The 14,786-nt window shown below is 61.5% G+C and carries 13 protein-coding genes; 6 read left to right on the forward strand and 7 right to left on the reverse strand.

Annotation, left to right across the window (positions count from 1 at the left end; all coding sequences use genetic code 11):
• Positions 1-15: 15 nt before the first annotated feature.
• A complete protein-coding gene (gene nadA / locus PSH91_RS20840) occupies positions 16-1,074 on the reverse strand; it encodes a quinolinate synthase NadA (RefSeq protein WP_047227049.1) in 1,059 nt (352 codons plus the stop codon).
• Between the two features lie 394 nt (positions 1,075-1,468).
• Here nadA and PSH91_RS20845 point away from each other — a divergent pair, with 394 nt between their 5' ends.
• The 6 genes from PSH91_RS20845 to PSH91_RS20870 all read left to right on the forward strand — a co-directional run bounded on the left by PSH91_RS20845 (position 1,469) and on the right by PSH91_RS20870 (position 7,827).
• A complete protein-coding gene (locus PSH91_RS20845) occupies positions 1,469-3,202 on the forward strand; it encodes a copper resistance system multicopper oxidase (protein ID WP_188252007.1) in 1,734 nt (577 codons plus the stop codon).
• Between the two features lie 10 nt (positions 3,203-3,212).
• Positions 3,213-4,115: a copper resistance protein B gene (locus PSH91_RS20850; RefSeq protein WP_305466648.1), complete on the forward strand. Its 903-nt coding sequence runs from the start codon at positions 3,213-3,215 to the stop codon at positions 4,113-4,115.
• A 59-nt stretch (positions 4,116-4,174) separates the two neighbouring features.
• Positions 4,175-4,561 (forward strand): copper homeostasis periplasmic binding protein CopC, encoded by a 387-nt coding sequence (gene copC / locus PSH91_RS20855; RefSeq protein ID WP_047227052.1) that lies wholly within the window; start codon positions 4,175-4,177, stop codon positions 4,559-4,561.
• Positions 4,562-4,628: 67 nt separating this feature from the next.
• Entirely contained in the window at positions 4,629-5,489 is an 861-nt protein-coding gene (gene copD, locus PSH91_RS20860; protein WP_076386566.1) for a copper homeostasis membrane protein CopD, read from the forward strand.
• Between the two features lie 126 nt (positions 5,490-5,615).
• Positions 5,616-6,803, forward strand: a complete 1,188-nt coding sequence (locus PSH91_RS20865; protein ID WP_076383701.1) for a cyanate transporter — start codon at positions 5,616-5,618, stop codon at positions 6,801-6,803.
• 112 nt (positions 6,804-6,915) lie between these two features.
• Positions 6,916-7,827 (forward strand): DMT family transporter, encoded by a 912-nt coding sequence (locus PSH91_RS20870; RefSeq protein WP_047227054.1) that lies wholly within the window; start codon positions 6,916-6,918, stop codon positions 7,825-7,827.
• Between the two features lie 6 nt (positions 7,828-7,833).
• On the opposite strand, the gene PSH91_RS20875 is transcribed toward PSH91_RS20870, so the two are convergent.
• The 6 genes from PSH91_RS20875 to PSH91_RS20900 are packed head-to-tail and all read right to left on the reverse strand — an operon-like array spanning position 7,834 to position 14,741.
• Positions 7,834-9,255 (reverse strand): amidase, encoded by a 1,422-nt coding sequence (locus PSH91_RS20875; RefSeq protein ID WP_177513902.1) that lies wholly within the window; start codon positions 9,253-9,255, stop codon positions 7,834-7,836.
• Positions 9,252-10,592: an aspartate aminotransferase family protein gene (locus PSH91_RS20880; protein ID WP_305466649.1), complete on the reverse strand. Its 1,341-nt coding sequence runs from the start codon at positions 10,590-10,592 to the stop codon at positions 9,252-9,254. Before PSH91_RS20880 ends, PSH91_RS20875 begins: the two co-directional genes overlap by 4 nt.
• A complete protein-coding gene (locus tag PSH91_RS20885; protein WP_076383699.1) occupies positions 10,570-11,697 on the reverse strand; it encodes an aminotransferase class III-fold pyridoxal phosphate-dependent enzyme in 1,128 nt (375 codons plus the stop codon). The genes PSH91_RS20880 and PSH91_RS20885 overlap by 23 nt, the downstream gene beginning before the upstream one ends.
• 8 nt (positions 11,698-11,705) lie before the next feature.
• Positions 11,706-12,587: a TauD/TfdA family dioxygenase gene (locus PSH91_RS20890; protein WP_047227057.1), complete on the reverse strand. Its 882-nt coding sequence runs from the start codon at positions 12,585-12,587 to the stop codon at positions 11,706-11,708.
• Entirely contained in the window at positions 12,562-14,127 is a 1,566-nt protein-coding gene (locus tag PSH91_RS20895) for an AMP-binding protein (protein WP_274089938.1), read from the reverse strand. The genes PSH91_RS20890 and PSH91_RS20895 overlap by 26 nt, the downstream gene beginning before the upstream one ends.
• Positions 14,124-14,741, reverse strand: coding sequence for a thermostable hemolysin (locus PSH91_RS20900; RefSeq protein WP_047227059.1), 618 nt, complete (start codon positions 14,739-14,741; stop codon positions 14,124-14,126). Before PSH91_RS20900 ends, PSH91_RS20895 begins: the two co-directional genes overlap by 4 nt.
• Between the last annotated feature and the right edge of the window lie 45 nt (positions 14,742-14,786).

Below are 14,786 nucleotides of genomic sequence, written 5' to 3' on the forward strand. Positions count from 1 at the left end.
AACTTGGAGCTACCTTCAGGCATTGCCCGCCAGCTTCATCCGCGCCGCCTGGGTGAAGTCCAGCATGCGCTTGAGCGGGCGAATGGCCTGGGGGATCAGCGCCGGGTCGACGAATATCTCGTTGGTGCCTTCCTGCAGGCTCTTGAGCGTGCGCTCCAGGGTGTTCATCGCCATCCACGGGCAGTGCGCGCAACTGCGGCATGCCGCGCCGTTGCCGGCGGTGGGGGCTTCGATGAAGACCTTGTCGGGGCACAACTGCTGCATCTTGTAGAAGATGCCACGGTCAGTGGCGACAATCAGCGTTTTGTTCGGCAGGCTTTGGGCCGCGGCGATCAACTGGCTGGTGGAGCCCACCGCATCGGCCAGTTCAATCACCGAAGTTGGCGACTCGGGGTGCACGAGGATTGCGGCGTCCGGGTACAGCGCCTTCATGTCCTCCAACTGCTTGGACTTGAACTCTTCGTGAACGATGCAGGCGCCGTCCCAGAGCAGCATGTCGGCGCCGGTCTTGCGCTGGATATAAGTGCCCAGGTGCTTGTCGGGGCCCCAGATGATCGTCTCGCCGTTGTCCATCAGGCTCTCGACGATTTCCAGTGCGCAACTGGACGTCACCACCCAGTCGGCCCGGGCTTTGACCGCTGCCGACGTGTTGGCGTACACCACCACGGTGCGTTCCGGATGCTGGTCGCAGAACGCCGAGAACTCCTCCACCGGGCAACCCAGGTCCAGGGAGCACGTGGCTTCCAGGGTCGGCATCAATACGCGTTTTTCGGGGTTGAGGATCTTGGCGGTCTCGCCCATGAACTTGACCCCGGCCACCACCACGGTCTTGGCCGGATGGGCGTTGCCGAAGCGGGCCATTTCCAGGGAGTCGGACACACAGCCCCCGGTCTCTTCGGCCAGGGCCTGGATGATCGGGTCGCAGTAGAAGTGCGCGACCAGCACCGCATCCTGAGCCTTGAGCTCGGCGGCGATGGCGGCGCGGTACCAGGCCTCTTGCTCGGCGGTCAGCGGCTTGGGCTGTTTGGCGTCGAGATGGGCCTGAACCAGAAGGCGTTCGGAAATTTGCGTCATGTTCGCAAGACCTGCAGGCGCGTTTTGCGCGAAAGTCGAGTATACACCCGGCTCCGGACCACTCGGGTACCGCCGGGAAAGTGGGTATCAATCAGGCACGGTATAGCGTGAAGCCGGCAAGGCTACAGAATAACCCGCCGTTGCAAAAGATCATTCTGACCTGTGCCCTGTGGCCAGCGCTCTATCTGTGGGAGCAAGGCTTGCCCGCGAAGCTGGCGCCTCGGCTTCTGAAAAACCGCATGACCTTCATCGCGAAGCAAGCCTTGCTCCCATAGCCCCGTCAACCTGACTGAAATGTAATCACTTCGCGTTCCCGCCTGTGTCATCTTTCTTTCAACCCTGCACACGGACGCCCCTGTGCTCGCTGCAAATCGACTGACGGACTTCAAACGGCATGCAATCAAATACTTCCCGGCGAACCTTCGTAAAAGGCCTGACTGCCGGCGGCATCCTGGCTGGCCTGGGCTTGTGGCGCGCGCCCGTCTGGGCGGTCACCAGCCCCGGCCAACCCAATGTACTGACGGGCACCGAATTCGACCTGTTCATCGGCGAAAGCCCGGTCAACTTCACCGGCAATCCGCGCACCGCCCAGACCATCAACGGCGGCATCCCCGGCCCGCTGCTGCGCTGGCGTGAGGGTGACACCGTGACCCTGCGGGTGCGCAACCGTTTGAAAGATCCAACCTCCATCCACTGGCACGGCATTCTGCTGCCGGCCAACATGGACGGCGTGCCGGGGTTGAGCTTCAAGGGCATCGAGCCCGATGGCATGTACGTCTATCAATTCAAGGTCCGGCAAAACGGTACTTACTGGTACCACAGTCATTCCGGCTTCCAGGAACAGTCCGGGGTCTACGGCCCACTGGTGATCGACGCCAAGGAGCCCGAGCCCTTCCAGTACGAGCGCGACTACGTGGTGATGCTCACCGACTGGACCGACGAAGACCCCGCCGATGTCATCCGCAAGCTCAAGAAGCAATCGGACTACTACAACTACAACAAACGCACCGTCGGTGATTTCATTGACGATGTCGGCAAGAACGGCTGGGCCGCCACCGTGGCCGATCGCAAGATGTGGGCCGAAATGAAGATGAACCCCACCGACCTGGCCGACATCAGTGGCGCCACCTACACCTACCTCATGAACGGCCAGACGCCGGACATGAACTGGACCGGTCTGTTCAAACCCGGCGAACGCCTTCGCCTGCGCTTGATCAATGGCTCGTCCATGACCTATTTCGACGTGCGCATCCCCGGCCTGAAAATGACCGTGGTGGCGTCCGATGGACAGTACGTCAAACCGGTGAGCGTCGATGAGCTGCGCATCGCCGTGGCCGAAACTTATGACGTTATCGTCGAGCCAAGCGAAGAAGCCTATACGCTGTTTGCCCAATCGATGGATCGCACCGGCTACGCCTGCGGCACCCTGGCGACCCGTTCCGGTCTTTCGGCAACGGTGCCGCCGCTGGATCCACGGCCACTGGTCACCATGGACGACATGGGCATGGGTGGTATGGATCACGGATCGATGCAGGGCATGGCGGGCATGGATCACAGCCAGATGGCGGGGATGGACCACGGTTCCATGCAAGGCATGGACGACGGGCTGTCCCATCCAGACTCCGAAAAAGACAATCCGCTGGTGGACATGCAGGCCATGAGCGTCAGCCCCAAGCTCGACGACCCGGGCATGGGCCTGCGCAACAACGGTCGCAAGGTCCTCACCTACTCGGACCTGCGCAGCACGTTCCCCGACCCCGACGGGCGTGAACCGGGCCGCACCCTCGAACTGCACCTGACCGGCCACATGGAGAAATTCAGCTGGTCGTTCAACGGCGTGAAGTTCTCCGATGCCGCACCGCTGCTGCTCAAGTACGGCGAGCGCCTGCGCATCGTGCTGATCAACGACACCATGATGACTCACCCCATCCACCTGCACGGTATGTGGAGCGATCTGGAGGACGAGAATGGCCAGTTCATGGTGCGTAAACACACCATCGATGTGCCGCCGGGCTCCAAACGCAGTTACCGGGTCACCGCCGACGCCCTCGGACGCTGGGCATATCACTGCCACTTGCTGTTCCACATGGAGATGGGGATGTTCCGTGAAGTTCGGGTGCAGGAATGAGGAGCCGACCATGACCACTATTTTTCACTACCCCCTGGCACTTTTTGCCAGCCTCACTCTGGGCGCCACTGGCTCGGCCTGGGCCGCGAGCGATGCCATGCAAGGCATGGATCACAGCCAGATGCAGGGGATGGACCATAGCCAGATGCAAGGCATGGACTCGATGCAGGGTATGGAACCGATGCAATCGGCCCCCACCAGCAGCCGCACGCCGATTCCCGAGCTGACCGACGCCGACCGCGCCGCCGTCTACGAAGACCATGGCGGCCATGCCGTGCATGACAGCGCCATCCATTCATTCTTGCTCATCGACCAATTGGAATGGCAAGACGCCGATGATGGCAGTGCCCTGAGCTGGGACGCCTCGGGCTGGATCGGCGGCGACATCGATCGCTTGTGGCTGCGCTCCGAAGGCGAACGCACCAACGGCAAGACCGAGGAAGCCGAACTCCAGGCCCTGTGGGGACATGCCGTCAGCCCCTGGTGGGACCTGGTCGCCGGCGTGCGCCAGGATTTCAAGCCGGGCGACCCGCAAACCTGGGCCGCCTTCGGTGTACAGGGCATGGCGCTGTATAACTTTGAAGCCGAGGCCACCGCGTTCATCGGCGAAGGCGGTCAGAGTGCGGTGCGCCTGGAAGGCGACTACGACATCCTGCTGACCAATCGTCTGATCCTGCAACCCACCGCCGAAGCCAACTTTTACGGCAAGAACGATCCCGATCGCGGTGTCGGCTCCGGGCTGTCGGACACTGAAGTGGGTGTGCGGCTGCGCTACGAAATCCGCCGTGAGTTCGCCCCTTATATCGGCGTCACCTGGAACCGCGTCTACGGCAACACTGCCGACTACGCCCGGGAAGAGAACGAAGACCGCAGCGAGGCACGCCTGGTGCTGGGCGTGCGCATGTGGTTCTGAGGGTGGTTGTAATCGCAGTCAACTAAAAAACTAGAAACCTGAGCTGTAGGAGTCCTTGCATGTCATTTATCAGAACCGCTGTAGTCACCGTCGCGCTGTCCACAGGCCTGTTGATCAGTGGCCTGGCCCAAGCGCACCCAAAGCTGCTTTCCTCCACGCCCGCTGAAGGTGCTGAAGGTGCGGCGCCGGCAAAGATCGAACTGCATTTTTCCGAGAACCTGATGACCAAGTTCTCCGGCGCCAAGCTGGTCATGACCGGGATGCCCGGCATGTCGGCGCACTCGCCCATGCCCATGAAGGCCAAGGTCTCCGGCAGCGATGACCCCAAAACCATGGTCATTACCCCGAACGCTCCGCTCACCACCGGCACCTACCAGGTCCAGTGGCGCGCGGTGTCGTCCGATACTCACCCGATCACCGGCAATGTCACGTTCAAGGTGAAGTGACTTGAGCGCCTCGATCAACATTGACCTGCTCAACATTGTTCTGCGCTTGGCCCTGTACCTGGATCTGATGGTGTTGTTCGGCCTGGCCGCGTTCGGTCTGTATAGCTTGCGCGGTCCAGAGCGGATCTCGGGCGTGGTGGTGCACTTCAAAGCACTTGTGCTGACCACAGCGCTGTTTGGCGTGCTGTTGTCGGTGGCCGCCATGCTGTGCATGGCCTGGGCCATGAGCGGCGTCACCGACTGGAACGAGCTGTTGCCGCACATTGAAATGATGGTGTTCGAGACCGACGTGGGTGTGAGCTGGAGTGTTCGGATCGCGGCGCTGTTGCTGGCGACAATTGCTGTGGCCCTGAACCACCCGGCACCGACCGTCAGCTTGTGGCTGGTCACCCTCAGCGGTGCCGTGGCCCTGGCGACACTGGCCTGGGCCGGGCATGGCGCCATGGACGAAGGCCTGCGCCGTAACTGGCACTTCATCACCGATTTTCTGCACCTGTGGGCGGCGGGCGGCTGGGTGGGCGCCCTGACTGCGTTTGCCCTGCTACTTCGCCGTGCTGAACACCGGCTGCCGGTCCTGGCGCGAACCCTGACCGGGTTTGAAACAGCCGGGGCGGTGATTGTGGTGGTGATCAGTGTGACAGGGGTGGTGAACTATCTGTTCATCGTCGGTCCTCGCGTCGACGGGCTGCTGGATAGCACCTATGGTCAATTGCTGGTGCTTAAAGTCGTGTTGTTCGCGGCGATGCTGGTGTTTGCCGCGCTGAATCGTTTTCATCTGAGCCCGTTGCTGGAACAGGCTCGGCAGACCGGGGAGCACAGCGTGGCGGTCAATGCCCTGCGGCGCAGCATGGCTCTGGAGTTGTCCGTGGCGGTGGTAATACTGGCGTTGGTGGCATGGCTCGGGACGTTGAGTCCGGCGATGGAATAGCACGACTGACTCCACTGAACAGGGGTTTGGAGTGCACCTGATTTTTAAATACCCCCCACCAGATTTCAGTTTGCCCCACCCCTCACATCCCAGCCTAAATGGAGCTTTATCCAGCAAGGCTCTGTTATGGAAAACGTTCGAACTTCAAGCACCCACGCCGTCTGGCTGATGGTCAGCGTGGTGTTGGTGGCACTGAACCTGCGCCCCTCTATGGCGGCTGTCGGGCCATTGTTATCAGCCATTCGCGGCGAGGTGCCGCTGAGTTTCAGCACCGCTTCGTTACTGACCATGTTGCCGGTCATGGCCATGGGTCTGGCGATGTTCTTGGGCATGCGCATTGCCCTGCGCATCGGTGAGCACCGCACCATCGTGCTGTCGCTGCTGATCATCGGCATCGCCACGGCATCGCGCCTGTACCTGGACAGCGCCGTCGAGCTGATTATCAGCGCGGTGCTGGCGGGGATCGGTATCGCCCTGATCCAGGCCGTGATGCCGGCGCTGATCAAATCGCGCTTCGCCGACAATGTCTCGTTGTTCATGGGCCTGTACGTCACGTCCATCATGGGCGGCGCGGCGCTTGCGGCGTCGTTTTCACCGTTCGTCCTGGAGCAGACCGGCAGCTGGCGTATCGGCCTGGCGATCTGGGCACTGCTGGCGCTGATCGCCCTGGGCTGCTGGTACGCCCAGCGCGCGGCCGTCACGCCTTTGCCCGCTGCCCCGGCGCAGCGCCAGGAATCGTTTTTCAGCAATTCGCGGGCCTGGCTGCTGGCGATCTTCTTCGGCCTCGGCACCGCCTCCTACACCTGCGTGCTGGCGTGGCTGGCGCCGTATTACGTGGAGAAAGGCTGGAGCGAACAGCACGCCGGCCTGCTGCTGGGGTTCCTCACCGCGATGGAAGTATTGTCCGGCCTCGTCACCCCGGCGATTGCCAACCGCAGCCAGGATAAGCGCCTGGTCCTGGCGGTTTTGCTGGCCCTGATCATCGCGGGGTTCTGCGGCCTGATCCTCAGCCCGGACCGCTTCAGCCTGTTGTGGCCTTGCCTGCTGGGGCTGGGCATTGGCGGTCTGTTCCCAATGAGCCTGATCGTGTCCCTCGATCACTTGGACAACCCACGTCGGGCCGGTGGTCTGACGGCGTTCGTGCAAGGTATCGGCTACCTGATCGCCGGCCTCTCGCCGTTGATTGCCGGGATGATCCGCGATCAGTTGGGCAGCTTCGAATGGGCCTGGTGGTCGCTCACCGCGGTCATGGCGCTGATGATCGTGATGGTCCTGCGCTTCAATCCCAAACACTACGCGCGACACATCAGCTAGTGGCGTCAAAGGGCTGCAGTTGACTGCGGCCCTGTTTTTCACACTCACCATGACAGCCGGCCGATTTGTCCCTCATGACGTTCCGGTATTTGAAAGCAGGAATAGAACCTTGATGAAAAACGTCGGTTTCGCAGCCGCTCACTGGGGCATGCTCATCTGGGCAATCCTGATCGCAGCGTCGTTCTTTGCCGCGGCGCAGGTCAGTCAGTCAATCGATCCGATCCTGCTCACCGGCTTGCGACTGCTGTTTTCCGCCCTGATGTTCCTGCCGCTGTTACTGCTGAAAAACACCTCGCCGGTCTCCGGCAAAGGCCTGCTGGCCCATGCCGTACTTGGCCTGTTGCTGGCAACGTACTTCGGTTCGTTGTTCGAAGCGTTGCGCTACACCTCGGCGGTCAATACCGCGACGCTGTACACGCTGGTGCCGTTGATGACCTTGTTGTTCGAGGTATTTCTGCTGCCCAACCCAAGCCTCAAGACCCGCCTGCTGCCGATGTCGACCGCAGCGATCGGCGCAGTGTTGCTGACCCTCAAGGGGTCGGCTCCGGGACAATTGCCGGCGCTCTATCCCGTGCTGGTTTTCGGCGCCGGTTGCCTGGCGATGGCGCTGTATTCCCCCCTCAGCCAACGGTTCAAGGTCCGCGCGCTGAAAGGCCGCGACCCGGTGACGATGACGTTCTGGAACATGCTGTTCGGGGCGCTGTTTCTGCTGGTGTTTTGCCTGTTCAGCGGCGGCTGGCGCAGCGCTCTGCAGTTGTCGACGCTGGACATCGGCTGGCTGATGTACCTGGCCGTGTTCGGCACCCTCGCCACTTTCTGGCTGTTGCACCGGGCAATTGGGGTAATCGCGCCGTCCACGGTGGTTTCCTATGTCTACCTCAGCACCCTGTTCGTGACCGTACTGCACTGGTTCTGGCTCAGGCAGCAACCGCTGATGATCGAGATCCTCGGTGCTGCCCTGGTGGGTATCGGCATGCTGGCACTGGTGCTCAGCAGCCGAAACACCAGAACCGTCACGGCTTGAGGGCGGTCAGTACGTCGATGCCGGACGGGGCGTAACCGGACTCCAGCGCTCCAGCTCACGCTCCAGGAAAGCAGCCACTGCCAACAACCGTTCTTCCTGCCAATGAGGCCCGACAATCTGGATGCCGATAGGCATCCCGGTAGTCGGGTCCGTTCCGGCGCGGATCACTACTGCCGGGGAACCGCTGAGGCTGAACGGGAACACGAAGGCATACCGGTCGCGATCCTCCAGGGACTCCCCGTGACGGAACGCGACGTCCGGAAATACCGGGCAGATGAACAGGTCATGCTGCTTGAAGAATTTCGCCAACTCATAGCGAAACGTATCGATCATGATCCAGTCGCGTTTGACCTCATCCACGGTCAACTCCACCGCCTCGCTCATGTCCAGCAATTGAGCGATGGCCGGGGTAAAACGTCGCTTGTTCATGGACTCGAACAATTGCCGCCAACCGCGACCGGCGTCAGCGCCGGTGATGAACACCCGCCACAGCACATCACAGGCCTCATCGAGCATCGGCGGCGCGACCGTGCTCACCTCGGCCACCACCGGACCCAGGCATCGTTCGACGTGCTGCAATACCTGGCTCACCGCCGCGCTGACCGGCGGGCGGCTCGACGCCGAGAACAGCGCCACCCGCAGGTTGGCCAGCGGCTCGCTGGCGGTGAACGGTACATCGACGGTGTCCGGATCCTGCCCGTCGGCACCGCTGATCAATTGGCCCAGCAGCGCCAGGTCATCGACATAGCGGCCCATCACGCCAAAGGCCGAGGTCATGTGGAACAGCCCGGAACGGTCATTGGGAAACTGGCCGGTCAGCGGCACCCGCCCCTGGGTCAGTTTCAAGCCGCAGATGCCATTGAAGTGCGCCGGTATCCGCACACTGCCACATGCATCGGACGCCAGCCCGGCCGGGGAACACCCGGCAGCGATCGCCGCTGCCTCACCGCCGCTGCTGCCGCCGGCGGAGCGTTGCAAGTCGTGGGGATTCAGGGTCCGGCCGTAGACCAGGTTTTCGGTTTCGAAGGCCATGCACAGCTCAGGCACATTGCTGATGCCCAGAATGATCGCCCCGGCCTGTCGAAGCCGGGCAACGGCCGTTGCGTCCTGCTCACTGGGTTCGCCCAACAGCTCCCCCAGCCCTCGGGACATCTTGAAACCACGCACATGCAGGACATCCTTGATGGTGATGGGAATCCCATGCAGCGGGCCACTGATCTGGCCAACGCGCGCCATCTCGTCAGCCTCGCGAGCCTGGCGCCGCAGCTCCTCGACTGGCGCCAGCTGGATCAGTGCGTTGATGTGCCGGTTACGCTCAGCGATGCGTTGCAGGTAAAACTCCAGCAACGTGACACTGGTCAGCACGCCACGGCGCAGCAGACCGGCCATTTCCCGCAGGGTCAGCGTATCGGGGTTGAACAGGCTCATGACGCCTCCTTGCTGCGCAGCCACTTGTTGGGCAATAGATACATGTTGCGCACCACCAGGGAAAACGCTTTCACCGCCAGCGCCGGGCGCCGATCGATGGCTTGCAGGGACTCTTCGATCATCGCCAGGACATGCTGCAAGGCTTCGGGCGTGATATTCAGCGGCGGATAAAAACGCAGCACCGGGCGTTCGGCCTTTTCATTCATGGAATGCCCGGCGTGGACGCCACGCTTGCCCAGCTCCATGCTCATCAGCGCCTCATAGACCGAACCACGCAGGCGCAGGCCCGTCATCAGGCCGACGCCCGGCACATCCTCGATGATGTGCGGATAACGCAAGGCCAGTCGTTGCAGACCGTGGCGCAGCAACCCACCGTTGACCCGCGACAGCTCCACCAGGTTGTGTTGCTCGATGTAGTCGATGGCCGCGAGCGCCGAGGCACACGCTAGCGGATGCCCGCCATTGGTTCGCGTGTCGGGCTCGATTTCGCTGATTGGATACTGGGTGGCCAGGCGCCGGCTGTACATGGCGCAAGCGAACGAGGTGTAGCCGCCGGTCAGACCCTTGGAGAGGATCATGATGTCAGGCACCACGTCGTCATATTGCACGGCGAACCATTTGCCGCAACGGCCGAAACCGGTCTGGATTTCATCCGCCACCAGCAGCGTGCCCGTGGCGTCGCACAAGGCTCGAAGGTTGGCCATGTAGCCCACCGGGGGCACCTGCAGATGAGCGCCGCCCAGAATCGGCTCGACGTACACCGCACAGACACCCTCGCCCACGGCCTTTTGCAGGGCGGCGAAATCGCCGTAGGGGACACAGGTCACTTCGGGGCAAGCGATGCCATAACTGCTGTGGTGCTGTTGCTGGCCCAGAATGCTCATCGCCGCCAAAGTCTTGCCATGATAAGAGCCGCTCATCACGACGATCCTGCGCCGCTGAGGCTGGATCCGCAGCACATAACGCAGACTCTGCTCTACGGCCTCGGCACCCGAGACCATGAATTGCACGTCGCCCCATTCTCCCGGCACCAGTTGGCAAAGCCGCTCGGACAGCTTGTCTTGAAGCGGATGGCGCCGGCCTTCCGGGACCCAGGCCAACTGATTCAATTGCGCCTGCACCTGCTCACGCACCGTCGGGTTGCGATGCCCGACGATAAACACCCCGTAGCTGCACGCGCAGTCAATGAAGCGCTTGCCGGTGTGATCGGTGACATGGATGCCATCGGTCTGCTGTTCTACGCTGGTCTTGCCCAGGCGATACAGCTTGGCCGCCGAGGCGCTCCAGTGCCGCTGGCAATCATCCAGCAGTTGTTCATGCGGCCTGAGTAAGGACATGGCTTAGCGTCTCCTTGATGAGGTGGGCGGCACGTTGAATCTGTTCGGGGCGTGCAGTGATCGGGCAGCGCAAGATCAATTCGCGGCCCCGGGGTGGGCTGATATAAACGCCTTGCTGGTAAAGCGCTTCGCACAGCAGGGACGGCTGCAGATCATCGGCCAGCGGCAGACTGACCCAGCCACCCACGGCCACCGCTCCGAATGGCGCCAGGGTTTGCACCAGCCGCTGACCGTTCTCCAGACAATGCAGAGGCGAGTCGTGGGCCTGCACATAATCCAGGGCTGCCAGGGCCGCTACACACGCCATCGGATTACCAGCGGTGGTGCTGCCGTGTTTGGCCGGACTGCTGCGCCCATAGACCTGCCAGGCCATGCGCTCGCTGCAGGTATAGGTGCCGATGGGAATCGCGCTGCCCCCCAAGGGGCCCCCAAGCACGACAATGTCCGGGACAGGACGATAACGCTGGAAACCGAACAGCGTCCCCAGGCTACCGAGGCAACTGTGGGTGTCGACCGCGATGACCGGCGCGCCAGCCTGTGCTGCGCGGGCATGCAATTGCTCGAGCAGTGCAGCATCGAGCAGTTGCAATCGGCCGCTGGCATCCACGCGGGTGTTGCTGTGGCACACCGCGAAACAATCGCTCCAGTCCACCGTGTCCAGGTCAGCCAGATGCCGAATCGCCACTCGCTTGAACCCTAGAAAACTCTGCACGGCCAGATCATCTTGCGCGGCGCTGAGGCAACGTCCGTAGGTCAGCGCGCCATAATCCCCCCCCTGGATGAACACGATGGTGTTGCCCTTGGGCTTGAGGCCCTTGCACAACTTCAATGCGCCCTCGAACGCCTCATCCCCGGAGCTGCACACATAAGAGTTGACGAGCGGCGCAGGCAGCAGCTCGGCCAGGCGTCGGCACAAGGCAATAAGCGGTTGGGACATCAGCACCCGGTTGGATAACCCCATGATGTCCGCTTGGCGACTGACCGCCTCGATCACCGACGGCACCTGGAAACCGAACCCGCCGCTCAGGTCGATAATCTGCCGGCCATCGCCATCGAGATAACTCTCGTACTGTCCGCTGACAATGTATTTGTTGTTGTTCGTCATGATGAGTCTCAGCGATAGCTCAAGGCGTTGAAGATGCGTCGACGTTCGTCGACGATGGTTTCACGACCGTGCATGACCCGACGGTTGTCGATCATCACCACGTCGTGATCGCGCCAGCCAACCGGGCAGGTGTACTGGGCGGACACTTCGGCAATTTCCCGCAGAAACCCAGCAGGAATCGGCTGCCCCCCCACGGTGTCGATCACCGGAGCTTCGTAGTTGAAGGAAGGTCCCAGGATGCTGTTGGCGAAGGCCGGACGCTGGCTGAACGCGGACGTGAGGATCGCCGGAGTGCTGAAGGCGTAGTGAATGGAGTCATCGGCCGGGTTGAAGGAAATAACCGTCTGCGGGTCCTCCCCGATGATTTGCCACAGGTCCTCGATTTCGACGGCCGCCGGGTCCGACAACGCTGGCGAATAGTGGCAAACCAAACGACGCCACTTTTCCCCCGCAACGGTACGGCTGTAGCGGATAGGGTTTTCTTCAAAAAAACTGCGGCAGGCTGGAGACAGTTTCGCCAACACCTTCTCACCGTCACACAACGTCGTTTGCGACCCCTTGCGTGGTGCTTCCTGACAATAGAACCAGGTCATGTCCGGCCAGAACGGCGAGTTACCGTTTTCGCAGTGCAGGCCAACCGCCTGATGTCCCGCGTCCACCAACTGTGCCGCGCCGCCCACCATGACGCGGGCCGGATCCAGGCTCAGCCGCGAACTGTTTTGTTTGACGTAGGCGCTGAAATCTTCGGCGCTGTGGATACAGTTACGAAACAGCACGACCCCGTAATGGCCCAGCAGCTCATACAGCTCGCTCTTGCCCAGGCTGGCGAAGTGGTGCGACTCGACGATAGAGATGTCCGCGGTTTCAAAGTGAAAGGCAGGCGTGGTCATTGGATGCAGTCCCTTGCAGAGTGGAAAAAACAGTGGCGATGTCGGCGCGTTTTGGCCGGCCGGTAACGGTGTAAAGCTGCTCGATCAACGGGTCGTCCTGGGTCAACAACCAGAGTCGGCTGGGTCTTTCGATGTCGGAAAAACGCCGGGCGGACCAGGCCACCAGCTCATCGCGCGCGGGGGCCGACTCGACACACAGCAACGCCACCAGGCCATGGTGCTCATCGAAAAACACTGCGGCATCGTTGACGCCGGGGTATTTGCGATACTCCAGCTCAACCTGTTCAGGGCTGACGTTGCGCCCGTTGGGCAGGCAGATCACGTTCTTCTTACGCCCGTGCACATAGAGGTAGCCATCGTCGTCCAGCATGCCCAGGTCTCCAGTGTCCATCCAGCCATCGGCAGACATGGAGCAGGCACTGGGGTCCGTGCCGGAATAGCCACTGAACAGTGAGCTGCTCTTGACCTCAATGGTCTGGTCGGCGCCGATACGCACCTGGACATGGGGCAAGGGTTTGCCCACGCTGCCCAGGCGCTGCTGTTCGAAGGTGTTCATGCTGACCACCGAGGCGTTCTCGGACAGGCCGTAGCCTTGGTACACAGCAATGCCCCGTTCTTCCAGTCCGCGCAGTACATCGATGCTGACCGCCGCACCGCCACAGGTAATATGCGCACCCGATTGCAGATAGCGCGCCAGTCTCTCGCCCTGCTCGCCGCCCTCGTCCATTTGTTCCAGGAAGCGGTTGACCATCACCGGCGGCACTGTCAGGGCCGTTGGCTGGACCTGCAGGATCCACTCGACCAGACGCTGTGGCGAAGCCCCAGGCTCGCCGAGCAATGCTTCGTTCGGTGGCAAGAAATGCACGGTTCCGCCCGCCAGCAACGGTAGATAGGCGGCAGTCACCTGTTCGAGCAGCAAACTCAAGGGCACCAGCGACAGGTAACGGCGATGAGCATCGGCGGGCATACGTTGACGCAGCGATGCCAGCACGGCGCCGACCGCCTGGGTACTCAACTGCACGCCCTTCGGGCGACTGGTCGTGCCCGAGGTGTGAATGATTTTGCAGATCCAGTCTTCATCACCGTCGGGCGTATGCAACAAAGGCTGTTCGATGACCGGCTCGCTGATGTGGCGCAAACGGCTTTCAGGGAAATTCAACTTCCATCGCTGCGCCAGTGTCCGCTGCCCGGCGGCATCCACTACAAACCCGTCGCAACGCTCGGCCAGGTGCTCCGCCTGAGCCTGGCTGAAAGCCAATGGCAACGGTAACGCGGTAATCCCGGCAAACAAGCAAGCAAGATCGGCCACCAGCCAGTCGCTGCTGTTACGCGTGGCAATTCCCAAAACCACATGATCGCCATGGGCCGGGCTGGGAAAACGCCGTTGCAGTTCGGCGGCCAGATTGAGGGCACGATGTTCCAGCTCGCCATAGGTCAATGCCACCGGCTCGCCGCCCGACGCCGACCAGTCCACCGCGCAGACAGCCTGGCGATTGTCTTGCAACGCGCTTTGCAAGTGATGGATAAATCCGCCGCTCATGGCTGCGCCCTCGCCAGTGAATCGCCAGGCAGTTGGGTGAACGAGGTATTGAGCGTCATGGCCGCGAAACGCGAGCGCTGCGGGTCTACCCGGATGAACCCGGTGACCGGCAATTTGGAGTAATAAGTCCCCCAGTTCTTGCCACCCTCCTCGCCCAGGCGCGCAGGGTCTGCTGTCAGCAGCGGCTCGAAATCGATTTGGCAACTTTCCATCATTTGCCGAACGCGGGGTGTCACCGTACACAACAAGTAATGCCCACCCATGCACCAGGACAACAGGGGAATCATGTTGACCAGAATCATGCCGGCCGTCAGGTGATGGGAGATCAGGTTGCCGATCTCGACAATGTTTGAGCGGTCGATGGTTTTCTCCAGGCGCTGGGACAAAATCACTTCTATCGGTTGCGCCAGGTATTGCTCGGAAAACAGTGTGCGGTGGTCCGCGAATGTAATACCGGCACAGGCAAGAATACGGTCTGACGGATCCTGGGTGACCGCAAAGTATTGTGGATTCGGTTCAACCGACGCCGAATAAGAACGGCGAAATTTCTCTTTCACTACTTCAGTGGCTTGCACCCATAACGGTGTCTTAGTTTCTGCGACGCGAATTTGCATATCGTCCTCCTCCGTCCTTGTGCAGGATTTCTATAAAAAGCGAGG

It is taken from the genome of Pseudomonas sp. FP1154, from assembly GCF_030687245.1.
GTDB lineage: Bacteria > Pseudomonadota > Gammaproteobacteria > Pseudomonadales > Pseudomonadaceae > Aquipseudomonas > Aquipseudomonas rhizophila.